This is a genomic window from Serratia sp. JSRIV006 (genome assembly GCF_019968685.1).
In the GTDB taxonomy this organism is placed as follows: domain Bacteria; phylum Pseudomonadota; class Gammaproteobacteria; order Enterobacterales; family Enterobacteriaceae; genus Chania; species Chania fonticola_B.
Window position 1 is genome coordinate 3,069,869 of sequence record NZ_CP074137.1, and the last position, 23,591, is coordinate 3,093,459.

At 52.7% G+C, this 23,591-nt stretch carries 21 protein-coding genes; 9 read left to right on the top strand and 12 right to left on the bottom strand.

Annotation, left to right across the window (positions count from 1 at the left end; translation table 11 throughout):
• Nucleotides 1-22: 22 nt before the first annotated feature.
• Nucleotides 23-1,726 carry a SulP family inorganic anion transporter gene (locus KGP16_RS14180; protein WP_059200958.1) on the bottom strand — a complete coding sequence of 568 codons (1,704 nt, stop codon included), beginning with the start codon at nt 1,724-1,726 and terminating at the stop codon, nt 23-25.
• Between the two features lie 222 nt (nt 1,727-1,948).
• On the opposite strand from KGP16_RS14180, the gene KGP16_RS14185 reads away from it, so the two are divergent.
• Nucleotides 1,949-2,488 carry a septation protein A gene (locus KGP16_RS14185; RefSeq protein WP_021181242.1) on the top strand — a complete coding sequence of 180 codons (540 nt, stop codon included), beginning with the start codon at nt 1,949-1,951 and terminating at the stop codon, nt 2,486-2,488.
• Nucleotides 2,488-2,910: an acyl-CoA thioester hydrolase YciA gene (yciA, locus tag KGP16_RS14190; RefSeq protein ID WP_021181241.1), complete on the top strand. Its 423-nt coding sequence runs from the start codon at nt 2,488-2,490 to the stop codon at nt 2,908-2,910. Before KGP16_RS14185 ends, yciA begins: the two co-directional genes overlap by 1 nt.
• 48 nt (nt 2,911-2,958) lie before the next feature.
• Here the strand turns inward: yciA and tonB are convergent, their stop codons facing one another.
• The gene (gene tonB / locus KGP16_RS14195) at nt 2,959-3,705 is read right to left on the bottom strand and encodes a TonB system transport protein TonB (RefSeq protein WP_223499882.1); all 747 of its coding nucleotides are present in this window, start codon (nt 3,703-3,705) and stop codon (nt 2,959-2,961) included.
• Between the two features lie 318 nt (nt 3,706-4,023).
• Between tonB and KGP16_RS14200 the strand changes: the two genes are divergently transcribed.
• On the top strand, nt 4,024-4,320 hold the full coding sequence (locus tag KGP16_RS14200; RefSeq protein ID WP_021806591.1) for a YciI family protein: 297 nt from the start codon (nt 4,024-4,026) through the stop codon (nt 4,318-4,320).
• A gap of 115 nt (nt 4,321-4,435) precedes the next feature.
• Here KGP16_RS14200 and KGP16_RS14205 read toward each other — a convergent pair whose 3' ends face one another.
• Nucleotides 4,436-4,993 carry a TetR/AcrR family transcriptional regulator gene (locus KGP16_RS14205; RefSeq protein ID WP_021806592.1) on the bottom strand — a complete coding sequence of 186 codons (558 nt, stop codon included), beginning with the start codon at nt 4,991-4,993 and terminating at the stop codon, nt 4,436-4,438.
• A 121-nt stretch (nt 4,994-5,114) separates the two neighbouring features.
• Between KGP16_RS14205 and KGP16_RS14210 the strand changes: the two genes are divergently transcribed.
• Together KGP16_RS14210 and KGP16_RS14215 are read left to right on the top strand one after the other, a co-directional pair.
• Nucleotides 5,115-6,599 carry an MFS transporter gene (locus KGP16_RS14210; RefSeq protein WP_021806593.1) on the top strand — a complete coding sequence of 495 codons (1,485 nt, stop codon included), beginning with the start codon at nt 5,115-5,117 and terminating at the stop codon, nt 6,597-6,599.
• Between the two features lie 214 nt (nt 6,600-6,813).
• Entirely contained in the window at nt 6,814-7,305 is a 492-nt protein-coding gene (locus KGP16_RS14215; RefSeq protein ID WP_021181236.1) for a Dps family protein, read from the top strand.
• A 48-nt stretch (nt 7,306-7,353) separates the two neighbouring features.
• Here KGP16_RS14215 and KGP16_RS14220 read toward each other — a convergent pair whose 3' ends face one another.
• Nucleotides 7,354-7,530 carry a YciY family protein gene (locus KGP16_RS14220; protein ID WP_004945296.1) on the bottom strand — a complete coding sequence of 59 codons (177 nt, stop codon included), beginning with the start codon at nt 7,528-7,530 and terminating at the stop codon, nt 7,354-7,356.
• Nucleotides 7,531-7,766: 236 nt separating this feature from the next.
• On the opposite strand from KGP16_RS14220, the gene cls reads away from it, so the two are divergent.
• Together cls and KGP16_RS14230 are read left to right on the top strand one after the other, a co-directional pair.
• Nucleotides 7,767-9,227: a cardiolipin synthase gene (gene cls, locus KGP16_RS14225; RefSeq protein WP_021806594.1), complete on the top strand. Its 1,461-nt coding sequence runs from the start codon at nt 7,767-7,769 to the stop codon at nt 9,225-9,227.
• A 56-nt stretch (nt 9,228-9,283) separates the two neighbouring features.
• Nucleotides 9,284-9,607 carry an HI1450 family dsDNA-mimic protein gene (locus KGP16_RS14230; protein ID WP_021181235.1) on the top strand — a complete coding sequence of 108 codons (324 nt, stop codon included), beginning with the start codon at nt 9,284-9,286 and terminating at the stop codon, nt 9,605-9,607.
• A 60-nt stretch (nt 9,608-9,667) separates the two neighbouring features.
• On the opposite strand, the gene oppF is transcribed toward KGP16_RS14230, so the two are convergent.
• The 7 genes from oppF to KGP16_RS14265 form a co-directional block, all read right to left on the bottom strand.
• The gene (oppF, locus tag KGP16_RS14235; RefSeq protein ID WP_021181234.1) at nt 9,668-10,666 is read right to left on the bottom strand and encodes a murein tripeptide/oligopeptide ABC transporter ATP binding protein OppF; all 999 of its coding nucleotides are present in this window, start codon (nt 10,664-10,666) and stop codon (nt 9,668-9,670) included.
• A complete protein-coding gene (locus tag KGP16_RS14240) occupies nt 10,663-11,655 on the bottom strand; it encodes an ABC transporter ATP-binding protein (RefSeq protein WP_021806595.1) in 993 nt (330 codons plus the stop codon). The genes oppF and KGP16_RS14240 overlap by 4 nt, the downstream gene beginning before the upstream one ends.
• Before the next feature lie 11 nt (nt 11,656-11,666).
• Nucleotides 11,667-12,572 carry an oligopeptide ABC transporter permease OppC gene (gene oppC / locus KGP16_RS14245; protein WP_021181232.1) on the bottom strand — a complete coding sequence of 302 codons (906 nt, stop codon included), beginning with the start codon at nt 12,570-12,572 and terminating at the stop codon, nt 11,667-11,669.
• Between the two features lie 15 nt (nt 12,573-12,587).
• Complete coding sequence (gene oppB, locus KGP16_RS14250; protein WP_021181231.1) at nt 12,588-13,508, bottom strand: oligopeptide ABC transporter permease OppB; 921 nt, start codon at nt 13,506-13,508, stop codon at nt 12,588-12,590.
• Between the two features lie 82 nt (nt 13,509-13,590).
• The gene (oppA, locus tag KGP16_RS14255) at nt 13,591-15,228 is read right to left on the bottom strand and encodes an oligopeptide ABC transporter substrate-binding protein OppA (RefSeq protein WP_094981329.1); all 1,638 of its coding nucleotides are present in this window, start codon (nt 15,226-15,228) and stop codon (nt 13,591-13,593) included.
• A gap of 152 nt (nt 15,229-15,380) precedes the next feature.
• Nucleotides 15,381-17,018, bottom strand: a complete 1,638-nt coding sequence (locus KGP16_RS14260; protein ID WP_223499883.1) for an ABC transporter substrate-binding protein — start codon at nt 17,016-17,018, stop codon at nt 15,381-15,383.
• A 679-nt stretch (nt 17,019-17,697) separates the two neighbouring features.
• Nucleotides 17,698-18,342, bottom strand: a complete 645-nt coding sequence (locus KGP16_RS14265; protein ID WP_021181228.1) for a YchE family NAAT transporter — start codon at nt 18,340-18,342, stop codon at nt 17,698-17,700.
• A gap of 519 nt (nt 18,343-18,861) precedes the next feature.
• On the opposite strand from KGP16_RS14265, the gene adhE reads away from it, so the two are divergent.
• Nucleotides 18,862-21,537 (top strand): bifunctional acetaldehyde-CoA/alcohol dehydrogenase, encoded by a 2,676-nt coding sequence (gene adhE, locus KGP16_RS14270; RefSeq protein ID WP_021806599.1) that lies wholly within the window; start codon nt 18,862-18,864, stop codon nt 21,535-21,537.
• A 164-nt stretch (nt 21,538-21,701) separates the two neighbouring features.
• On the opposite strand, the gene KGP16_RS14275 is transcribed toward adhE, so the two are convergent.
• Nucleotides 21,702-22,286 (bottom strand): thymidine kinase, encoded by a 585-nt coding sequence (locus tag KGP16_RS14275; RefSeq protein WP_021806600.1) that lies wholly within the window; start codon nt 22,284-22,286, stop codon nt 21,702-21,704.
• An 880-nt stretch (nt 22,287-23,166) separates the two neighbouring features.
• Here KGP16_RS14275 and hns point away from each other — a divergent pair.
• A complete protein-coding gene (hns, locus tag KGP16_RS14280; RefSeq protein WP_021181225.1) occupies nt 23,167-23,574 on the top strand; it encodes a histone-like nucleoid-structuring protein H-NS in 408 nt (135 codons plus the stop codon).
• Nucleotides 23,575-23,591 lie beyond the last annotated feature (17 nt).

A 23,591-nucleotide genomic window follows, 5' to 3' on the forward strand; every position in this document is an offset into this window, starting at 1 on the left:
GCTTTTAGCGTGCCCTTTTTATTTACTGTGCTGTGCCCGGTTCGGCCTGTTCCTTACTTTGTATCAGCTTGAGTGCCAGATAAAGGTCGGGCACCAGGATCAGATCCTTATCGCGCCCCACCTGATTGATACGGAACCAGCGCGTTAACTCGGTGCGCCGTCCGGCCAACACCAGCTTAACGTTACGCTGTAACAAGTCACGCTTTAACTCGTCAATGGCCGCCAGCACGCTGATATCCGCATGGGTAAAACTGGCCACCGCATCCACTACCACCCAACGTGGTTGGAACGGCGTACTGTCGACCAGATTGAGGATGCGCCGTTTGAAGTAAGCCACGTTAAAATAGGTCAGCGGGGAGTTAAAGCGGTACATCATCACGCCCTGCACCGCCTTCACCCCGTTGTTGTTGCCCATTGAGTGGATCATGCCTTCCTCATTGACCCCCAGCAGTTGCTCCGTGGGGCGGAACACGGTGCGCAGAAACTGCATCAGGCCAAGCAATACCGCTAAGCCAATTCCGCTGATCACCCCCACCAGCAGCACGCTGACGAAGGTGAAGGCTGCCAGCCTGAACGCCTGGGCATTGCGCTTGCGCAGGATCCAGATGCCGCGAATGTCGATCAACGACCAGGCAGCGTACATCAGCACCACGCCTAATCCGGCTACCGGAATAAATTGCAGCGGAGAAGTCAGGAACAGCAGCACAATGCCGATGACGATGGCGGCAATAATTGATACCAGTTGGCTCTTGCCGCCGTTGGCATCGTTTACCGCCGTACGCGAATCGGCCCCGCTGATGGCAAACCCTTGCGACAGCGCAGAAACAATGTTGACCAGCCCCAGCGCACGGAACTCCGCATCGGCATTGACCTCGTAGCCATTTTTCGCCGCAAAGCTGCGCGCCGTTAGCATCATGCTGACAAAGCTGACCACCGCCAGGTTGAGCGCCGGTATCACCATGTCACGCAGTAAGCCCGGCTGAAAATCCGGCCACTGGACGATAGGCAGCATGCCGCTGAAGCCCCCTACGGTAATAATACCGTGCTGCTGCAAATTAGCCGCCCAGGTGATGAAGGCGACCAGCACGATGGCAAACAACGGCGCAGGCCAGTTAGGCCGCAATTTTTTAACCCCCACCAGCATTGTCAGCGTAAGCAATGAAATGCCCATCGTCGGCCAATCGCTATGCAGAATGTTACCGGGCAAGGCATAAATACGTTCAATCAGCTGCGCCGGTGGCGTACCGAACCCCAGCACTTTGCCGATCTGATCGACAATGATGGTCACCGCTACGCCATTCAGCAATCCGCTGAGGATCGGGCGCGAAAGCAGGTCTGCCAAGGCCCCGAGCCGGAAGCGGCTAGCCAGCAGACACCAAGCCCCCGTCATGGCGGTCATCATGATGGTGAGCTGCCAGTGCAGCTCCATACTTCCTGCGGCCAGCGGAGTCACCACGGCGGCGATCACCGCACAGGTGGCCGCATCCGGCCCAACAATCAGCTGCCGCGACGAGCCAAAAATGGCATAGGCGATCATCGGTAAAATACAGGAGTAAAGCCCGACCACCGGGCTGACACCGGCCAATTCGGCATAGGCGATCGCCACCGGTAAAGCTACCGCTGCGACCGATAACCCCGCACGAATATCCGGCTTCAACCAACTGCGTTCATATCCTAACAAATGCGTCAAACCGGGCGTCCACGCCCGCAGAGACTTCCACTGCATAGCTATTTTCCAGGGTAAATTATGCGGCTATTATTATGCTTAATATGCGTGGTACACCCAGCGCTTGCAAATAACCGAGGGTAACAATCGTAAGTTTATGCAAATTCTGGCGTTTACAGCAGCAATCTACCGGACGAACACCGATAATCTGCCCTTTAGTGCGATACACAGAGCGCGCCAAATCCGGTATAGTCGCCCGATGAACCTATGATGGATTGATTTATGAAGCAGTTTCTTGATTTTTTACCCCTGATTGTCTTTTTTGCCTTTTATAAGCTTTACGATATCTACGTCGCCTCGGGTGCCTTGATCGTCGCCACCGCCCTGGCATTGGTCTTTACCTGGCTGAAATATCGCAAGGTTGAGAAGATGACGCTGATCACCTTTGCCATGGTCGCCGTATTCGGCACCTTGACTCTGGTGTTTCACAACGACCTGTTTATCAAATGGAAGGTCACGGTCATCTACACCCTGTTCGCCCTGGCGCTGCTGATCAGCCAGCTGATCCTGAAAAAGCCGCTGATCCAACGCATGCTGGGTAAAGAGCTGACCCTGCCGGACAGCGTCTGGAACCACCTTAACATTGCCTGGGCCCTGTTCTTCCTGGCCTGCGGCTTGGCCAATATCTATGTGGCATTCTGGATGCCGCAGGACGTTTGGGTTAACTTCAAGGTATTCGGCCTGACCGTGCTGACGCTGGTCTTCACCCTGTTGAGCGGTATCTATATTTACCGTCATATGCCAGAAGAGCAGAAGAAATAATGACCGAACAACGACCTTTGCCTAGCGGTGAGCTGGTGCTGCGCACGCTGGCCATGCCGGCAGATACCAATGCCAACGGCGATATCTTTGGCGGCTGGCTGATGTCGCAAATGGACATCGGCGGCGCGATCCTGGCCAAAGAGATTGCCGAAGGGCGCGTGGTTACCGTGCGGGTAGACGGCATGACCTTTCTCAAGCCGGTCGCTGTGGGTGACGTGGTGTGCTGCTATGCTAACTGTATCCGCAGTGGCCGCAGCTCCATTACCATCAATGTGGAAGTTTGGGTCAAGAAGGTGTCTTCTGCCCCGATCGGCCAGCGCTACCGTGCCACGGAAGCGGTCTTTACCTATGTAGCGGTAGATGATGGCGGCAGCCCTCGTGCCCTGCCAGACGGTAAGATGAACTTCCGCGTTGGTGAGTAAGCCTACGTCAGATAGCAAAAAGGTCGCAAATGCGACCTTTTTTATTGCTTACTCAACCGTCGAACCTTCCATTTTGAAGACGATGGTCTTCGTCAGGTTCTGCGCGGCTTTGGCTTCATAACGCCATTTACGCATTGCCTGCTTCACTTCACGTTCGAACATATTACGTGGTTCCGCAGACAGAATACGCACGTTTGTGACCCGCCCGTCGCTATCGACATCGAACTGAACCTTGACATTGCCTTCAATCTGCAATGCCCGGGCGCGCGGTGGATACATCGGCTTGCCGATACTCAGAGCTTTCGGCCCCAACTCACGGGAAGTTCCCGGCGCAGGTGCTGATGGTGCCTGTTTAGCCGGTGCCTTGTCGATCGGCTTGGCTTCGGATTGATTGTCGAACGGCGAAGGTTCACGCGGTTCGGTCTTCTTCACTTCACGCTTGACCGGCTTCTCTACCTTCGGCTTAGGTTTTGGCTTCGGCTTGGGTTTCTCCGGCTCCGGTTTAGGGATGGCTACCGGTACCGGCGGTGGCGGCTCTGGCTCCGGGATTGGTTCTGGCTCAGACTCAGGTTCTACCTGTGGCTCCGGTTCCGCCGCAGCCGGCGGTGGCGGTTCTGCCAGCGCGGTCATATTCACCATCATTACGCTGATAGGGGCATCTTCCTGCTTCGGCAGCTCCAACACTTCGTTGACGGAAGCGTAGAGCAAGGCGGCCACCAGGGCACTGTGCAAACCAACGGAGAGGACAATTGGCACGGAAATTCGGCGAATAAGGAACATTTTGTTTAGCGGCATAATGATTCTGTTTCCTCTGGTGCGCCAAGTTTAAATGCAAATAGCAATCATATTCAATAACGAAAGACAAACTATCGCTTTAATCGGCATCATTAGGCGCTAAAACCAGCAAACTCATAGGGATATTAACGTTTAATTAGCCTTTTATTGAGCTTTCATACGGATTGTTAACCAATGTGTTCCCTCACTCGTCAATCGCAGCACACGCAGCTATCCTCAACACGGTAATGAATTTTTATCTGGATTGGCATTCCCTTGTCACAGGTTTTGCGCTACTTTGTGATTACCGTTGTATGGCAATGATTTTAAAGGTGAAATATGCTTTATCTGATCTACGCACAAGACGTACCTGGCACGCTGGAACAGCGAATGGCGGTTCGCCCCGCCCATCTGGCTCGCCTGCAGGCACTGCGTGATGAAGGCCGGTTGGTGGTCGCTGGCCCTAACCCGGCTATCGATAGCAACGATCCAGGCCAGGCTGGATTTACCGGTTCTACTGTGATCGCCGAGTTCCCTTCGCTGGAGGCGGCAAAATCCTGGGCAGCACAAGACCCGTACGTGGACGCTGGAGTATACGGCGAAGTCACGGTGAAACCCTTCAAGCAGGTATTTTAAGCAAAAAAAAGCCAGCACGGAGGTGGCTGGCTAAAAGTGGGTTCTTCGAGGGAATATCTTTATTCGCTAAACATACTCGCCGAGCGAGGTGACCGCCATCTATCACTGCAATAGGTCAACCATTGCGAGCCGTATCGTTAAGAACCCACTTTTGCAGATCGGTAAACATCGCTTCCCATTCCTGCTGAGTGATATCCATAAAGCCGAAGAAGCGCAGCATGAAGGCTCCCTCGGTGGCCAGGAAGGCCAATCGCGCCTTTCTCCCCGCCTCGGTAGTCAGATCCAAACCTGCTATGCGGCTGCGATACCATTCTCGCGTACTGTCCAGGTGTTCTGGCGTCTGAATTAACGTCGCCATCAACCCGGCCGCCTTGGCGCTGGAAGCCTGATCGGAACTGCGGGTAGCCTGCATATGCGCCTGGACAATGGTTAATGGGTCCGGATCGCTGCCCGCAATATCGTCAAAAACCTGCTCATAAACCTTACCCCAACGGTCAAACATCGCATCGATGAGCGCATCTTTGCTACCAAAGCAATATTGCACTCCCCCCTTGGAGATCCCCATGGCTTTAGCCACCGAATCGATGGTCAACCCTGCCGCACCTTGGGTCGCCACAATCTCTTCTGCGGTATCCAGCACCTTGTCACGATCGATACTCCGTTGACGCCCCATTGAGAAAGCCCCTTTTCAATACGTACGTATGGATTTATATTATAGCAGTATACCACCGGTACTACCGGGTGGTTACCGTAAGGTGACGCAGCCGCGTCATCGGTTTACTAGGATACTCTTTATGCACGCCCAAAACCGCTGGCTGATCCTGGCAATGATCTCCAGTGCGCTATTTTTAATCATTACCGATATGACGGTGCTTTACACCGCGTTGCCGCGCCTGACCCAGGCATTGGATGCCACAGCCTCACAAAAGCTGTGGATCGTTAACGCCTACCCGTTGGTGGTTGCTGGCCTGCTGCCCGGCGCTGGCATGTTAAGCGACCGTCTTGGCCACAAGAAAATGTTTATCGCCGGTTTGCCGGTCTTTGCCTTGGCCTCACTGTGCGCCGCGTTCTCCCCCAGTGCCGAGCTGCTCATTGCGTCACGGGCTTTCCTGGCCATCGGGGCTGCGATGATGATGCCAGCCACGCTATCCATTGTGCGCCACGTCTTTACCGATGAGCGTGAACGTGCGCTGGCGATTGGCATCTGGGCCGCCGTGGCCTCCGGCGCCGCCGCACTTGGCCCGGTGGTAGGCGGCGTTCTGCTGTCCTATTTCTGGTGGGGCTCGGTATTTCTGATCAACGTGCCGGTGGTGATGCTGGTTCTGCCGCTGGCGGTCTATCTGATCCCTCGTTGCGGTGGAGACAGTCAACGCCCCTGCGACTTTATCAGTTCGCTACAGATCATGTTCGGCCTGGTGGCGTCGATCTATGCGCTGAAAGAGCTGAGCAAACCCGCGTTCTCCCTGAGTGACTTCGCCATTGCGGCGGCGCTCGGTACGCTGTTCCTGACGCTGTTTGTCCGCCGTCAGCAGCGGTCGCAATACCCCATGATCGATTTCTCACTGTTCCGCAATCGGCTGTTTGCCAGCGGTGTCGGTGTGGCGATCGTTTCAATGATCGCGCTGATAGGGGTCGAGCTGGTGTTAAGCCAGCGGTTACAGTTGGTGCTAGGCATGACGCCGCTGCTGGCCGCGTTGTTTATTTTACCCATTCCGGTAGCCTCGGCTCTGGCTGGCCCGTTGGCTGGGGCCTTGCTACCGCGTTATGGCGAGCGCTCCATGTTGGTTGGCGGCTTTATTCTCACCGCCTTAGGCATTGCGGGTGTCGCGCTGTGGTATCAAGGCAACGTCATTATGCAGTTGGTCTGCCTGTTTGTGGTGGGCTTTGGCCTCGGCGGTGCCATCACAGCCGCCTCAACGGCCATTATGCTCAACGCCCCGGAAGACAAGGCGGGCATGGTCGCCGCCATTGAAGACGTCTCGTGGGAGTTGGGTGGCGTGTTAGGCGTCACGCTGCTGGGCGGGTTGATGACGGCGGTCTATAGTCACAGCCTGATATTGCCTGCCAATCTTCCTGCAGGCGATCTCGCATATGACAGCATTGATGAGGCGCTACGGTTAGCCGGAAATATGGGCGCAGACAGCGCAGAAAGGCTGATCCAGCTGGCTAGAGGCGCCTTTGATCAGGCCTTTATTGCCGTGCTGATCGCCGCCGCATTGCTCACCAGCCTGAGCGCCGGTGTGCTAAAATTTGCTTTGCGCAAAAGGGCGCAGGTGTAATTTAATCGATGAGGTTAAGTGGGCGCAGCATGCAGCGCCCCTACCCGATTAGCCAATTGATGAATGTAAGCAGCTTGAAAGATGACGGGTAAATTGGTTTGAACGATTGAATTGATGCTTAGTAGCAACTTTAACCTTATGATAGATGCGGTTAACCTGTTTTGTATGGATATCAATCTAGATAATCGAAACAAATAATCAGGAGAAGATTATTATGGCAACGGCAAAGAAAGCGACCAAGACTCATATCGGCCTGGACACCAAACAATCAGCAAAACTCTCTGAAGCACTGAACGCCCTACTGGCTAACTACCAGGTGCTGTACATGAACGTGCGCGGCTACCATTGGAATATTTCCGGCCCGCACTTCTTTGAACTGCACGTCAAGTTTGAAGAAACCTACAATGACCTGCTGACCAAGGTGGATGAACTGGCAGAGCGTATTCTGACTCTGGGTTCACAGCCTCGCCACGCCTTCAGTGACTATCTGAAAACGGCGGATATCAAGGAAGACACCAATGTCACCGACGATAAAGGCACCCTGCGCGGCTTGCTGGAAGGTTACGCCATTTTGTTGCAACAGCAGCGCGAACTGCTGACGCTGGCCGCAGAGGCCGGTGACGAGGGTACCTCTTCGCTGATGAGCGATTACATCAAAGAGCAGGAAAAACAGGTGTGGATGTTGAACGCCTATCTGGGTAAATAACCCAGGTCCAGCCAATAGCAGAACAGCCCATAACGGGCTGTTCTTGTTTTACCACTCGTAAGCCACAACGAACAATAAGGCTCTGCGGTGTTGATCGTCCAAACGACGGCGAACACGAATGATATGCCGATTACTGCACGACTGGCGCTCTAACCAACGGTGCCTGCGCCGCTGGCTCTGCCGTAACATCCTCCAGCGGCCCACTTCATTTCTACTGCGTCTCATTTTACGTTACCCATCAATGCCAACCGCGGGCATTATATCCCTTTCAACGTACGATCCAAGTCGCCCTTTCACCACATTAGCTCTATCAGAGACGACAAAAAGTACGGTTTTTATTTTCAGCAAGTTCCTTTGGTCAATCATTTTTATGTAACTTAACTACCGAGAAAAGGTTTCACCTTTGTTGTTCTGTGCGTACACTCATTATTGGTGGCTTACCAACGGAAATTTTTGCCTTTATGACAACCTTTTATACCGTAATTAGTTGGCTTTTGGTGTTTGGCTACTGGCTGCTTATCGCCGGGGTCACATTGCGTATTCTGATGAAACGACGCACCGTGCCTTCGGCCATGGCCTGGCTGCTGGTGATCTATATTCTGCCCTTGGTCGGTATCGTCGCTTATTTATCCTTTGGCGAACTGCACCTGGGCAAGCGCCGCGCAGAGAGAGCCAAAGCCATGTGGCCCTCAACCGCTCGCTGGCTGAATGAGCTTAAAGGAAGCAGCCGGATTTTTGCTACCGAGTACAGTGAAGTGGCCCGCCCGCTGTTCCAGCTTTGCCACCACCGCCAAGGGATTGATGGCGTCAAAGGCAACCAGCTACAGTTGCTGACGACCACCGATTCAACGATGAATGCCCTGGTGCGGGATATCGAACTGGCACGCCATAATATCGAGATGGTGTTTTACATCTGGCAGCCAGGTGGGCTGGTCGATCAGGTCGCCGAATCATTGATGGCCGCCGCACGCCGTGGCGTACATTGCCGTTTGATGCTGGACTCGGCTGGCAGCGTACAGTTCTTCCGCAGCCCTTATCCCAGCATGATGCGTAACGCCGGTATTGAGGTGGTTGAGTCACTCAAGGTGAACCTGTTCCGCGTATTCCTGCGGCGTATGGACCTGAGGCAACATCGCAAAGTGGTGCTGATCGACAATTACATCGCCTACACCGGCAGTATGAATATGGTCGATCCACGCTTCTTCAAGCAAGATGCCGGGGTTGGTCAATGGATCGACCTGATGGCACGCATGGAAGGCCCGGTGGCAACCACGATGGGTATCGTTTACGCCTGTGACTGGGAGATTGAGACCGGCAAACGCATTTTGCCACCGCCACCAGACGTGAATATCATGCCGTTTGAGCAGGAAAGCGGCCACACCATCCAGGTTATTGCCTCTGGCCCGGGATTCCCGGAAGAGATGATCCATCAGGCGCTGTTGACGGCGGTCTATTCCGCGCGTGAGCAGTTGATCATGACCACTCCCTACCTGGTACCAAGCGACGATCTGCTGCATGCCATCTGCACGGCTGCGCTGCGTGGCGTTGACGTCAGCATTATCGTTCCACGCGACAACGATTCAATGATGGTGCGCTGGGCCAGCCGTGCCTTCTTCTCAGAGCTGCTGGAAGCGGGCGTGAAGATTTATCAGTTTGAAGGCGGGCTGTTGCACACCAAGAGCGTGTTGGTCGATGGCCAGCTCAGCCTGGTCGGCACGGTCAATCTGGATATGCGCAGCCTGTGGCTGAACTTTGAGATCACCCTGGTGATTGACGACAGCGGCTTTGGTGCCGATCTGGCCTGTGTGCAAGATGATTACATCGCCCGCTCGCAGCTGCTGGATGCCGAGCAATGGTTGAAGCGCCCGTACTGGCACCGCCTGGTCGAACGCCTGTTTTACTTTTTCAGCCCGTTGCTGTAAAAGCGGCAACGAGCATGGTTTAATAGCCTCAAATCATTTGTTATCAGGATTTTTATATGGACTTGAATAATCGCCTTACCGAAGATGAAACGCTGGAACAAGCCTACGACATCTTCCTTGAGCTGGCAGGCGACAATCTGGATCCCGCGGATATTCTGCTGTTCAATTTACAGTTTGAAGAGCGCGGCGGTGCCGAGCTGTACGATCCGGCAGAAGACTGGCAGGAACACGTGGATTACGATCTGAATCCGGACTTCTTTGCCGAGGTGGTGATCGGCCTGGCGGACAGCGATGGCGAGCCTATCAACGATGTCTTTGCCCGCGTGCTGATCTGCCGCGAGAAAGATAACAAGCTGTGCCACATTTTGTGGAAAGAATAAGCCGGTGAACGGTACAAAAAAACCTGCCAAATGGCAGGTTTTTTATTATTAATCAATACATTACAACGGATCGACTTTCAAGCACGATACCGCATGACGGAAGCTGCCTTCCAGCAATGGGCGAGTTTTAGCGCACTCCGGCCCGGCAATCGGACAACGGGTGCGGAACACACAGCCCGAAGGCGGATTGATCGGTGATGGCAGTTCCCCTTCCAGCAGTTGGATCTGCTTTTCCTTCTCCTTGTCAGGATCCGGCACCGGAACCGCCGACATCAGTGCCTTGGTGTAAGGATGCTGCGGGTTATGATAGACCTCATCATAGGTTCCCAACTCCACCGCATGGCCCAGATACATCACCAGCACCCGATCGGAAATGTGTTTAACCACCGCCAGATCGTGGGCGATAAAGATTAGCGATAACCCCATCTCACGCTGCAACTGCTGCAGCAGATTCACCACCTGTGCCTGGATAGACACGTCCAGGGCGGAGACCGGCTCATCACAAATCACCAGTTTCGGCTCTAGGATCAAGGCGCGGGCGATGCCAATACGCTGGCACTGCCCGCCGGAGAATTCATGCGGATAACGGTTGATCAGGTTCGGCAGCAGGCCCACCTTCAACATCATCGCTTTGACCTTATCCTTCACTTCCTGACGCGGCATTTTCGGATTATAGGTACGCAGCGGTTCGGCGATGATCTCACCGATGGTCATACGCGGGTTCAGCGAGGCCAACGGATCCTGGAAAATCATCTGAATATCGCTGCGCGTCTTGCGCCAGTCGGCATCGCTCATGCCCAGCAGATCTTTGCCCAACCAGGCAACGCGGCCACTGGTCGCCTTCACCAGGCCGATAATTGCCCGTGCGAAGGTGGATTTACCGCAGCCTGACTCCCCTACCACCCCTAGCGTTTCGCCTTCAAACAGGCGCACGGTGACACCGTCAACCGCCTTCAGGGTTTTCGGTGCCTGCCAGAACCACTGCTTGTCATCATGAATATCGAAGTGAACTTTCAGGTCTGCGACTTCCAGCAGCACTCTTTTATCGGTTGCGGTCATACCAACGCCTCCACCGGCTTGAAACAGGCGCGCAGGCGCCCCTCACCAAACTGCTCCAATGGCGGAGCACTCGCGCACTGCTCCATCGCATGCGGACAACGCGGCTGGAACGGACAGCCTTTCGGCAAACGCAGCAGGTTCGGCGGATTACCGGGGATGGTCATCAACGCTTCACCTTCAGCATCCAGACGCGGCACCGCGTTAAGCAGCCCGATAGAATATGGGTGGCTCGGATGATAAAACACATCGCGGGCGCTACCGTATTCCATGGTGCGGCCAGCATACATCACCAAAACCTTGTTACAGATCCCGGCAACCACGCCCAAATCATGGGTGATCATGATGATCGCCGTATTGAACTCACGCTTCAGTTCGTTAAGCAGCGTCATGATCTGTGCCTGCACGGTAACGTCCAGCGCGGTGGTTGGCTCATCGGCAATCAGCAGTTTTGGCCGACACAGTAACGCCATGGCGATCATCACGCGCTGGCGCATCCCGCCGGAGAACTCATGCGGATACATCCGCATACGCTTACGGGCTTCCGGCATTTTGACCGCATCCAGCATGCGTACCGATTCTTCAAACGCCTCGCTTTTGCTCATTTTTTTATGCAGCATCAGCACTTCCATCAGCTGCTCACCAACCCGCATATAAGGGTTCAATGAAGTCATCGGGTCCTGGAAGATCATCGAGATCTCTTCGGCCCGCAGCTTGTTGAGCTGGCTTTCTGGCAGGTTGAGAATTTCACGGCCGTTGAATTTTGCCGAGCCACCGATGCGGCCATTGCTGGCCAGCAGGCCCATCAACGCAAATGCCGTCTGTGACTTGCCGGAACCCGACTCCCCGACGATGCCCAGGGTTTCACCCGCGCGCAGATCGAAATTGAGATCGTTCACCGCGGTAACATCGCCGTCTGGCGTACCGAACGTCACACGCAGATCTTTGACGTCCAGCAGCAGTCCGTCTTGTGGTTGAGAATTAATGCTCATGGTTGCACTCCTTAACGATCTTTCGGGTCGAGGGCATCACGCAGGCCATCGCCGATAAAGTTGAAACAAAACAGAGTGATAACCAGGAAACAGGCTGGGAACAGCAGCAACCACGGTGATACTTCCATTGAGTTGGCGCCATCGCTCAACAATGCGCCCCAACTGCTCAACGGCTCCTGAGTACCTAGCCCCAGGAAGCTGAGGAAGGATTCAAACAGGATCATGCTCGGCACCAGCAGCGAGGCGTATACCACCACCACGCCCAGTACATTTGGCACGATATGCCGCAGGACGATATTGCGAGTCGATACGCCGCACACCAGCGCTGCTTCGATAAACTCTTTACGTTTCAGGCTGAGCGTCTGCCCGCGCACAATACGCGCCATATCCAGCCACGACACCATGCCGATCGCCACAAAGATCAGCAGGATGTTTTGCCCAAAGAAGGTCACCAGCAGGATCACAAAGAACATAAACGGGAAGGAGTTCAGGATCTCCAGCAAACGCATCATCACCGAGTCGGTCTTGCCGCCCAGATAGCCAGAAAGTGAACCGTACAAGGTGCCCAATACCACGGCCACCAGCGCCGCAGCAACCCCCACCATCAGCGAGATACGCCCACCAATGGCCACGCGCACCAGCAGGTCACGCCCTGAGGAATCGGTACCGAAATAGTGCCCGGACTCCAGGTTAGGCGCGGCAGACATCATGGCCCAATCGGTGTCATCATAAGCAAACTGCGACAGCCAGGGGGCACAGATCACAAACAGGGTGATCAGCGCTAACACAAACAGGCTGGTCACCGCCGCACGGTTGTGCATAAAGCGGCGGCGAGCGTCCTGCCAAAGACTGCGCCCTTCAACTTCCAGCTGTTCGCTGAAGTTTTCCAGAGCTTCGCTGTTCTTTTTCGTCAACATCTTGCGTGCTCCAGCTTAGTAACGGATTTTCGGATCGATCACGGCATATAGCACGTCGACGATCGCGTTAAACAGGATGGTCAAGCCGCCGACCAGAATGGTCAGGCTCAACACCAGCGAATAGTCACGGTTCAATGCACCGTTAACGAACAGTTGACCAATTCCTGGCAGGCCGTAAATAGTCTCAATCACCATCGAACCGGTGATAATCCCAACAAACGCTGGCCCCATATACGACAGCACCGGCAGCAGCGCGGGTTTTAATGCGTGACGCAGAATGATGCGGCGCATCGGCAAACCTTTGGCACGGGCGGTACGGATAAAGTTGGAGTGCAGCACCTCAATCATCGAGCCACGGGTGATACGCGCGATGCTGGCGATATAGGCCAAAGACAGCGCCACCATCGGCAGGATCATGAACTTCAGCGCCCCACCGTTCCAGCCTCCACCGGGCAACCACTTCAAGGTAATGGCGAAAATCAGCACCAGTAAAGGGGCCACGACAAAGCTGGGGATCACCACACCGGTCATGGCGAACCCCATCACCGTATAGTCCCACTTGGTATTCTGATTCAACGCGGCAATAACCCCAGCGCTCACCCCCAGCACCACCGCCAGAACAAAAGCGGCAAAACCCAGTTTGGCTGAAACGGGAAACGAAGCCTTGACCAGGTCATTAACCGAATAATCTTTGTATTTGAATGAAGGGCCAAAATCGCCCTGCGACAGCTGCACCAAATAGTGTCCGTATTGTTTCCAGATCGGATCGTTAAGGTGATATTTGGCTTCAATGTTGGCCAACACTTCGGGTGGCAGCGCACGCTCACCGGTAAACGGGCTGCCGGGTGCGAGGCGCATCATAAAGAAAGAGATGGTAATAAGTATAAATAGTGTCGGGATCGCCTCTAACAGGCGACGAAAGATAAATTTAAGCATTGCCCTAGCCCTGTGCTTCAGCCTGATAACGGCTTATTGTCTTGAAATGGGCCGGCGACCTGTGCCGCCAGCCCTTGCCGCATCAATGTTTGATGATGTACAGGTTTTTGTCGTAAACGTTATCCAGTGGATCTTTGCCTGAGTAACCACCCACGTAAGGTTTCACCAGGCGAGCATTCACATAGTAATAAAGCGGAACGATGGCAGAGTCTTTATCCAGCTGAACTTCGGCTTTCTGATACAGATCGGCACGCTCTTCTTTGGTTTTCGCCGTCAAGACGTTGCCCATCAGCTTGTCGAATTCTGCGCTCTTATAGTGCGGGGTGTTACTGCTGCTGTCGGACAGCATCATGTTCAGGAAGGAGCTTGGTTCGTTGTAGTCCGCACACCAGCCAGCACGTGACACGTCATAGGTGCCCTGATGGCGTGTATCCAGGAAGGTTTTCCACTCCTGGTTCACCAACTTCACGTCCACGCCCAGGTTTTTCTTCCAGATAGACGCAGCGGCAATGGCCAGTTTCTTGTGCAGATCGGAGGTGTTGTACAACAGTGAGAAGGTCAGCGGTTTACCAGGGCCATAACCGGCTTCGGCCAGCAGCTTCTTGGCTTCTTCGTTACGCTTTTCCTGCGTCCAGCCAAACCATTCTGGCGGGGTCAACTTGGCACCATCGGTGTAAGGAGGAGTAAAGCTGTAAGCTGGCAGGTCGCCCTGGTTCTTCACCTTGTTGACGATGATATCGCGATCCATCCCCAGCTTCAGCGCTTCACGTACGCGAGCATCGGTGAACGGGGCTTTCTGGTTGTTGATTTCGTAGTAATAAGTACACAGGTAAGGATCGACGTGCACTTCGTTCGGGATCTCTTTCTTCAGCTTCTGGAACAGTTCGATCGGCATGTTGTTATAGGTCATGTCGATTTCGCCGGTGCGATAGCGGTTGACGTCGGTGACTTCTGACGCGATCGGCAAGAAGGTGACTTTATTAATGACGGTTTTGGCGTTATCCCAGTATTGCGGGTTACGTTCCAGCACGATACGTTCGTTAACTACCCAGTCTTTCAGCTTGTACGCGCCGTTGCTGACGTAGTTCTGTGGCAAGGTCCACTTCTCACCAAACTTCTCTACCGCTTCTTTATTCACCGGCTTCATGGCGTAGTGCGGAGTCATTTCTACCAGATACGGCACCGGCTCGGTCAGCGTTACCTGGAAGGTATGATCGTCGATGGCCTTGACGCCCAACGTCGATTTGTCTTTCTTACCCGCGATGATGTCATCCACGTTTTCTACATGAGCATATTGCAGATAGCTGGCATAAGGTGAGGCGGTTTTCGGGTCAACCAAACGCTGCCAGCTATACACGAAATCTTGTGCCGTTACCGGCTCACCGTTCGACCATTTGGCGTCTTTACGCAGGTGGAAGGTCCACACTTTAAAATCTTTGTTATCCCAGCTTTCTGCGACACCCGGCACCACTGAACCGTCCAGGCTGTTATTTGCCAGACCTTCAATCAGATCGCGAGTGACGTTGTTTTCAGGCACGCCTTCGATCTTGTGCGGGTCAAGGGATTGTACTTCGGAACCGTTGTTCTTGACGATTTCCTGCTTGTCTGCCAGCTGAACGCCCGCTGGCACATCGGCCGCAAAAGCAGTTCCTGCCACCGTCAAGCCTAGCGCCGCAATAATGCCTGCTGCCAGCAGGGACTTCTTCGTGATGTTGGTCATGTGGTTAAACTCCAGTTTTTATTATCACAACTCCGTCGTGGGAGCTGCGTTGCCCGTTAACCGGGGGTTGCTTTGGCTGGACGTCGTGGAACGAAACGACGCTGCCTTTCCTGTGTATTACCGGCTGCTATCACCGCCGGTAACACCCTTCATTACTGTTTGATGATGTAAAAGTTTTTCAGATCGATATAGTCTTGCGGATCTTTGCCGGTGAAACCGCCAACCGTAGGTTTGACCAGCCGCGCACTGACCCGATAATAAACCGGGACCAACGCAGAATCTTTGTCCAGCAAGGTCTCCGCCTGCTGATAAATCGCCCCTCGTGCAGCGGCGTCCGGTGCTTGCAGGGTGCTGGCCATCAGCGCATCGAACGCCGGGCTTTTATAGAAGAAGGTGTTATTGCTGCTGTTGGAAAGCAGCATATTCAGAAACGCGCTCGGTTCATTGTAATCGCCGCACCAGGTGGCACGAGCCACATCAAACTGCCCTTCATGGCGGCTCTGCAGCGAGGTTTTCCATTCCTGATTTTGCAATGTGACCTGTGCGCCGAGGTTCTTCTTCCACATTGAGGCAGCAGCGATGGCCTGCTGTTTATTTTGATCGGAGGTGTTGTACAACAAGGTAAACTTGAGCGGTTTCTCAGCGGTGAACCCGGCCTGCGCCAGCAGTTTCTTCGCTTCTTCGTTGCGTTTTTCCTGCGTCCACCCAGCCCATTCTGGCTGGCTGAAGTTGCCCCCCTCGGTAAAGGTTGGCGTAAAGCTGTAGGCCGGGATTTGGCCCTGGCCCATGATCTTGTTGGCAATAATGTCGCGATCCAGCGTCAACTTGACTGCCGCACGTACGCGCTCGTCGGTAAACGGCGCACGCTGATTGTTGATCTCGTAATAGAAGGTGCACAGGTAAGGGTTAACGTGCAACTGTTCCGGGATCTCACGCTTCATTTTGGCATACAGATTCGGCGGGATGGCACTATTGGTAATATCGATTTCACCGCTGCGGTAGCGGTTAATATCGCTGACTTCTGAAGACAACGGCAGGAACGTGGCCTGCTCGATTACCGTCTTGCTGTTATTCCAGTAGCTCGGGCTGCGTTCGAGCATGATGTGTTCATTGACGACCCACTCGGATAAGCGATATGCCCCGTTGCCCACGTAGTTTTGTGGCAGTGTCCACTTATCGCCAAATTTCTCAACCACGGACTGTTTCACCGGTTTCATTGAGGTATGGGACAGCATGCTGACAAAATAGGGCACCGGCTCGCTGAGCGTCACCCTCAACGTTTTATCATCAATGGCGCTTACGCCAAGCGATTCAGGCGGTTTTTTACCGGCAAGAATAGCGTCAATATTCTCAATTCGGGCGTATTGCAGATAGCTGGCATAAGGGGAACCGGTCTTGGGATCCGCCAGCCGCTGCCAGCTGTATACGAAATCCTGTGCGGTCACCGGAGAGCCATCACTCCATACCGCCCCTGGACGCAGGTGGAAGGTCCACGTCTGGTAATCGGTATTTTCCCAGTTTTCCGCCACTGCAGGGGCCAGATGACCATTGGCATCGGTGCTGACCAACCCTTCAAGCAGGTTGAGGATAATATTGCTTTCAGGCGTTCCTTCGACCTTATGCGGATCCAATGAAGCGACTTCTGAACCGTTGTTGATCACCATGCGCTGCAGTGGTGCCAATTGCACCCCGGCCGGAACCTCAACGGCCTGCAGGTTTTGGCTGGCGCTCATCCCCAACACGGCGGCGATGATAACGGCCAACGGTTGATGCTTCGTGGTTTGCGGCATACTACAGGCTCCTTTTCACGGCTAAGCAATAATTGTGAAATAGTTATCAAGCGGGCTAAATATACGGATACCAGCAAAAATCATTCCTACTTGGCGCGCCAAAGATAAGATTTTTCTTTCCAACGAGTTGCTCGGAAATTAGCAGAAGCAAAAATTCATAGCTAATAATTTTTACAGAAATGTTAAGCATTTCTCTTTTATTATCCCATGGCCCTACAGACACCTAGCCTTCCTACCTGCCCGAAAACCGATTAACACCATGATTTTACTGGATAAGTAACAGCTTCATTTTTAACCTTTTCTTCACGGATGAAAAAAACCACTCAAAAGAAACATTCAGTTAACAAAAATGCCGTTCAGAGAATAAACACCTGCCTATCCGTGGTTAATCACTAATAACACCTGTGTGAAACGGAGACAAGCCCTACAGAATGATGTGATTAAATTAACAACAATTTTACCCATAGGGAGACAAAAACCCCGTCACGCGGTTTTTAAAAGTGGAGAAAATAACATCTTGGTGCTTTATCAACCGATAAAGTGAGATTTGTGCCACAGGGTGGGGCAATAGAATAAAAAGCAGGCAGCTGATGCACTTTAATAATGCATCAGCTGGGATAATTTGAAAAATTAAAAATAACTTAAGCCGCAAACAGGATTATCCGCGGCTTTATTAAGGTTATAACAACCCAGGAAAAATGGCTTTGATGCCGGTGACAATAAATTCGATCCCCAGCGCCATCAACAATAACCCCATGATACGGGTAATGACGTTGATGCCGGTTTGCCCCAGCAGACGCACCAGCAGCGGAGCTGCCCGGAACAATAGCCAACAACAGAAAGCGAACAAGGCGATCGCCACGGTAAAACCTAACAGGTTCTGCCAGCTGTGGTAACGAGAGCTCCAGACAATGGTGGAACTGATAGCACCCGGCCCGGCCATCAGCGGCAGAGCCAAGGGAACAACCCCGATGCTTTCACGGATCGCGCTCTCTGACTTTTCCTGCTTGTTCTGTTTGTCTTCACCCAGCTTGCCGCTGATCATCGACATGGCGATGGTCACCACCAGAATGCCACCAGCAATACGGAAAGAATCGATGGAGATACCAAACATACGCAATATACCCTCGCCCAGGAACAGCGAGGTCCACAAAATAATCGCCACCGACAGGTTAGCCGTCAGGTTGGTTTTGTTACGCCCGACCTCGGCCTGATAGCTGGTCATACTGATAAACACCGGCAGAATACCTACCGGGTTGACCAGCGCAAACAGGCCGACAAAGAACTTGATGTAGCCGGAAAAATCCAACAGAGATTGGCCCACGAAAAACTCCGCATAAATAGCTGTATAAAGAGACACTGCCGATGCGCGCTAATGTAATGGAATTGCGCCAGCTAATCCATCCACTCGACCAGCATTTTTCCCTACCCCAACAGAATGTTACAAAACAATTCGCTATTGTTAATGCTTTGTGTGTTGCATGCTGTTATCAAGTATCATCGCGTCATCGTCAAGCACCTTGTTGATAATTACTCTCAACAAACACCAGCTGAAAGGTGTCAGCTTGCGATTTTTATGATGTACATCACGAAATATCTACTCAGGAATAGTTAAGCTCTTAGTCGTAGTCAAAAGGGAGTACGAGGTATGGATACCGATTTCCGTCTCGCTTGCCTACTACCAACTTGCACTTGGTAAAGCTCTTTAAGTAAATCAGCAGTATGGGTCGCTAACTGCGGGAAAAGTCTCATGATCTAACAGACGCCTTCCTGACAGATGTCTATACTAGTTCCTCGAACGGCTTATTTACTGAAAGAGTTTAACATTTATCAGGAGAGCATCATGGCTGTAACGAATGTCGCTGAATTGAACGAGCTAGTTGCACGTGTCAAAAAAGCCCAGCGCGAGTATGCCAACTTCTCACAAGAGCAAGTTGATAAGATCTTCCGCGCCGCTGCCCTCGCCGCCGCAGATGCCCGTATTCCTCTGGCTAAAATGGCCGTTGAAGAATCAGGCATGGGTATCGTTGAAGACAAAGTCATCAAAAACCACTTCGCTTCCGAATACATCTATAACGCCTATAAAGACGAAAAAACCTGCGGGATCCTCTCCGAAGACGACACTTTCGGTACCATCACCATTGCAGAGCCAATTGGCCTGATTTGCGGTATCGTGCCAACCACCAACCCAACTTCTACCGCGATCTTCAAAGCGCTGATCAGCCTGAAAACCCGTAACGGCATTATCTTCTCTCCGCACCCACGTGCCAAGAACGCCACCAACAAAGCCGCTGATATCGTGTTGCAGGCTGCCATTGCTGCTGGCGCGCCGAAAGACATCGTCGGTTGGATCGACCAGCCAACGGTGGAACTGTCCAATCAGCTGATGCATCACCCAGACATCAACCTGATCCTGGCAACCGGTGGCCCAGGCATGGTTAAAGCCGCTTACAGCTCTGGTAAACCCGCTATCGGTGTTGGTGCCGGTAACACTCCAGTTGTCGTCGATGAAACTGCCGACATCAAACGCGTTGTTGCTTCTATCCTGATGTCAAAAACCTTCGACAGCGGTGTGATCTGTGCGTCTGAACAGTCCGTGATTGTGGTGGATTCCGCATACGATGCAGTGCGCGCACGCTTCGCTTCCCACGGCGGCTACATGCTGCAGGGCAAAGAGCTGAAAGCCGTTCAGGACATCATCCTGAAAAACGGTGGCCTCAACGCCGCTATCGTTGGCCAGTCTGCACCAAAAATCGCTGAAATGGCCGGTATCAAAGTGCCAGCCAACACCAAAATCCTGATTGGTGAAGTGAAACTGGTTGACGAATCTGAGCCGTTTGCTCACGAAAAACTGTCACCTACCCTGGCGATGTACCGGGCCAAGGACTTTGAAGACGCCGTCAGCAAAGCCGAGAAACTGGTCGCCATGGGCGGTATCGGTCACACCTCTTGTCTGTACACCGATCAAGACAACCAGACTGCACGCGTGGAATATTTTGGCGACAAAATGAAAACCGCACGTATTCTGATCAACACCCCGGCTTCTCAGGGGGGTATCGGTGACCTGTACAACTTTAAACTCGCTCCGTCACTGACGTTGGGCTGCGGTTCCTGGGGGGGTAACTCCATCTCTGAAAACGTCGGTCCAAAACATTTGATCAACAAGAAAACTGTAGCGAAGCGAGCAGAAAACATGTTGTGGCACAAACTTCCGAAATCAATCTACTTCCGCCGTGGCTCACTGCCAATCGCGCTGGAAGAAGTGGCTACCGACGGGGCAAAACGTGCCTTCATCGTTACCGACCGCTACCTGTTCAATAACGGCTATGCCGATCAGATCACCAAGGTTCTGAAATCGCACGGTATTGAAACTGAAGTGTTCTTTGAGGTTGAAGCTGACCCAACGCTGAGCATCGTACGTAAAGGTGCCGAGCAGATGAACTCCTTCAAACCAGACGTGATCATCGCGCTGGGTGGTGGTTCACCAATGGACGCCGCGAAAATCATGTGGGTGCTGTACGAACATCCTGAAACCCACTTCGAAGATCTGGCGCTGCGCTTTATGGACATCCGTAAGCGTATCTACAAGTTCCCGAAAATGGGCGTGAAAGCGAAAATGATCGCCGTCACAACCACTTCAGGTACCGGTTCAGAAGTCACGCCGTTTGCGGTAGTAACCGATGACGCCACCGGCCAGAAATACCCACTGGCTGACTATGCTCTGACCCCGGACATGGCGATTGTCGATGCCAACCTGGTGATGAACATGCCTAAATCCCTGTGCGCCTTCGGCGGGCTGGATGCGGTCACTCACGCCCTGGAAGCCTACGTTTCCGTACTGGCTAACGAATATTCCGACGGCCAGGCGCTGCAAGCGCTGAAACTGCTGAAAGAATATCTGCCAGCCAGCTATCACGAAGGGGCGAAAAACCCGGTTGCTCGTGAGCGTGTACACAACGCCGCTACCATCGCCGGTATCGCGTTTGCCAACGCCTTCCTGGGTGTCTGTCACTCAATGGCCCACAAACTGGGTTCTGAGTTCCACATCCCGCACGGCCTGGCTAACGCCATGTTGATCTCTAACGTTATTCGTTATAACGCCAACGACAACCCGACCAAGCAGACCGCCTTCAGCCAGTATGACCGCCCTCAGGCTCGTCGTCGCTACGCGGAAATCGCAGACCACCTCGGCCTGAGCGCTGCCGGTGACCGTACCGCGCAGAAGATCGAAAAACTGCTGAAATGGCTGGACGAAATCAAGGCAGAGCTGGGTATTCCAACCTCGATCCGCGAAGCTGGCGTACAGGAAGCCGACTTCCTGGCCAAGGTCGACAAACTGTCTGAAGATGCGTTTGATGACCAATGTACCGGTGCTAACCCACGTTATCCGCTGATTGCCGAACTCAAGCAAATCTTGATGGATACCTTCTACGGTCGCGAATTCAGCGAAGCGACTGAAGAAGAGGCGGTAGTTGCGGCACCAGTTGCAGCCAAAGCGGAAAAAAAGTCCAAGAAATAACCGTTCTCTGAATGGTCAAAACCCGCCGAAAGGCGGGTTTTTTTATGCGTGAGACAAATTGTTCCCAATGAGCACCACACGATTTTGACAACGATACTACCCTACCCCACAGGTCGGCATTCAAAAACGCCGCATAGGCCTTCTGCGGCGCTTCTGGCGCAATATCACTCTGGGGTCTTGATCGCTTCCTTGTAGTGTTTGCGGCATACCGAAACATAGCTTTCGTTACCCCCGATCACCACCTGCTCCCCCATATGCATCGCCTTGCCATCGTCCCCCAGGCGTAGCACCATATTGGCCTTACGCCCGCAATGACAAATGGTCTTCAGTTCGACCAGTTTATCGGCCCAGGCAAGCAGATGATGGCTGCCAACAAACAGTTCCCCAAGAAAATCCGTACGTAAGCCATAACACAGCACAGGAATATCCAGTTGGTCGACCACCTCGCAAAGTTCTTCAACCTGCTCTTTGGTCAGAAACTGGCTCTCATCCACCAGCACGCAATGCACGGGCTGCTGCTGATGTTCCTGATTAATCATGGCATACAGCTGGGTGGCGTTATTATAAAGCTGTGCCTGCGACGACAACCCAATCCGCGAACTCACTTTGCCCACGCCGAAGCGGTGGTCGATTTCCGCGGTGAACACCAGCGTGCGCATACCACGTTCTTGATAATTATATGAAGATTGTAACAGTGCCGTCGATTTCCCCGCGTTCATAGCGGAATAATAAAAATAAAGCTGAGCCATGTGGCCGCGACTCCAATGGTTTAAAATATATACCCTAAGACTTTCTGGTTGTAGCTGAGCCCCCCGCTGACTCATCATCTGGTCTAGCTGGCGCGCTTCACTGCGCCCTTGCCAATAAGGGAGAATATATTCGCCCCCGGTTGATGAGTCTCTGTTGCGGTTAACAACGCTGCGGCCTGAAAGACGACGGGTATATACTGTCGGAAGGTGCAGGTTGACAGTGTAGCATAGACCCTGGTCAGACTCAGCAAGCGGGCTGACATTATCTTGACCTAAGAAAATAGCCATAAGCCAAGTTTCATGTGAAACATTTTACACGCGCAACGGACACTTTTACATCTATTTACAGATTACTGTGGTTTATCAAGCACAATTAATTTTTGTTAATGATTAACTAAATTCATTAATGCTCAAACGGATATGTCCTGCCAGCGAGCAAACAGCCTGCCCAGTCCCTCCCGCCAACAATGCAATTAAATGTGTTTTGAGCGATGACTACCCGGTTAATTGGAACGCTTAACAACTTACTCTCTCCTGTCAGGCTGTTTACCGCTATACCCCCATTCTTTACAGTACTAGTCCTTTTGGGGAAGTGATTATGGACACAAATCCTTCCCGATACTGTTATAGAGCATAATTATGACGAGCGGACCAAAATGACTTTAAGCTCGGCGATTATGCCATCCGGTTGGACAATTTGGCATAAAAACCAGGGGGGATTAAAGCCTGATCCCCCTATGTTATTAGTCGGACAGTTCTCAATATCGGTTTTTTAAAGATAAATTTAGTCACTCTTTCAATTTGGCTATTGCAGAAAAGAAAGGAGCACTCTATTATTATCGTCACGCCCCCCCACCAATATAATTTGAGAGCTAGAACAATGAGCGAAGCATTGAAGATTTTGAACAACATCCGTACTCTACGTGCACAGGCAAGAGAATGCAGCCTGGAAACACTGGAAGAGATGCTGGAGAAGCTGGAAGTTGTTGTTAACGAACGCCGCGAAGAAGACAGCCAGGCTCAAGCAGAAATTGAAGAGCGCACTCGTAAACTGCAACAATACCGCGAAATGCTGATTGCAGACGGTATTGATCCAAACGAACTGCTGCAAACTATGGCTGCTACCAAAGCCGCTGGTAAAGCAAAGCGTGCTGCACGCCCAGCTAAATACCAGTATAAAGACGAAAACGGCGAAATGAAAACCTGGACTGGCCAGGGCCGTACTCCAGCCGTGATTAAAAAAGCTATCGAAGAGCAAGGCAAATCTCTGGACGATTTCCTGCTGTAATAGCATTTTAGTTACCT

Bases quoted from the DNA above. Each gene is read 5' to 3' on its own strand.
- KGP16_RS14180 (WP_059200958.1), bottom strand. From the start codon at position 1,726: ATGCAGTGGAAGTCTCTGCGGGCGTGGACGCCCGGTTTGACGCATTTG.
- KGP16_RS14185 (WP_021181242.1), top strand. From the start codon at position 1,949: ATGAAGCAGTTTCTTGATTTTTTACCCCTGATTGTCTTTTTTGCCTTT.
- yciA (WP_021181241.1), top strand. From the start codon at position 2,488: ATGACCGAACAACGACCTTTGCCTAGCGGTGAGCTGGTGCTGCGCACG.
- tonB (WP_223499882.1), bottom strand. From the start codon at position 3,705: ATGCCGCTAAACAAAATGTTCCTTATTCGCCGAATTTCCGTGCCAATT.
- KGP16_RS14200 (WP_021806591.1), top strand. From the start codon at position 4,024: ATGCTTTATCTGATCTACGCACAAGACGTACCTGGCACGCTGGAACAG.
- KGP16_RS14205 (WP_021806592.1), bottom strand. From the start codon at position 4,993: ATGGGGCGTCAACGGAGTATCGATCGTGACAAGGTGCTGGATACCGCA.
- KGP16_RS14210 (WP_021806593.1), top strand. From the start codon at position 5,115: ATGCACGCCCAAAACCGCTGGCTGATCCTGGCAATGATCTCCAGTGCG.
- KGP16_RS14215 (WP_021181236.1), top strand. From the start codon at position 6,814: ATGGCAACGGCAAAGAAAGCGACCAAGACTCATATCGGCCTGGACACC.
- KGP16_RS14220 (WP_004945296.1), bottom strand. From the start codon at position 7,530: ATGAGACGCAGTAGAAATGAAGTGGGCCGCTGGAGGATGTTACGGCAG.
- cls (WP_021806594.1), top strand. From the start codon at position 7,767: ATGACAACCTTTTATACCGTAATTAGTTGGCTTTTGGTGTTTGGCTAC.
- KGP16_RS14230 (WP_021181235.1), top strand. From the start codon at position 9,284: ATGGACTTGAATAATCGCCTTACCGAAGATGAAACGCTGGAACAAGCC.
- oppF (WP_021181234.1), bottom strand. From the start codon at position 10,666: ATGACCGCAACCGATAAAAGAGTGCTGCTGGAAGTCGCAGACCTGAAA.
- KGP16_RS14240 (WP_021806595.1), bottom strand. From the start codon at position 11,655: ATGAGCATTAATTCTCAACCACAAGACGGACTGCTGCTGGACGTCAAA.
- oppC (WP_021181232.1), bottom strand. From the start codon at position 12,572: ATGTTGACGAAAAAGAACAGCGAAGCTCTGGAAAACTTCAGCGAACAG.
- oppB (WP_021181231.1), bottom strand. From the start codon at position 13,508: ATGCTTAAATTTATCTTTCGTCGCCTGTTAGAGGCGATCCCGACACTA.
- oppA (WP_094981329.1), bottom strand. From the start codon at position 15,228: ATGACCAACATCACGAAGAAGTCCCTGCTGGCAGCAGGCATTATTGCG.
- KGP16_RS14260 (WP_223499883.1), bottom strand. From the start codon at position 17,018: ATGCCGCAAACCACGAAGCATCAACCGTTGGCCGTTATCATCGCCGCC.
- adhE (WP_021806599.1), top strand. From the start codon at position 18,862: ATGGCTGTAACGAATGTCGCTGAATTGAACGAGCTAGTTGCACGTGTC.
- KGP16_RS14275 (WP_021806600.1), bottom strand. From the start codon at position 22,286: ATGGCTCAGCTTTATTTTTATTATTCCGCTATGAACGCGGGGAAATCG.
- hns (WP_021181225.1), top strand. From the start codon at position 23,167: ATGAGCGAAGCATTGAAGATTTTGAACAACATCCGTACTCTACGTGCA.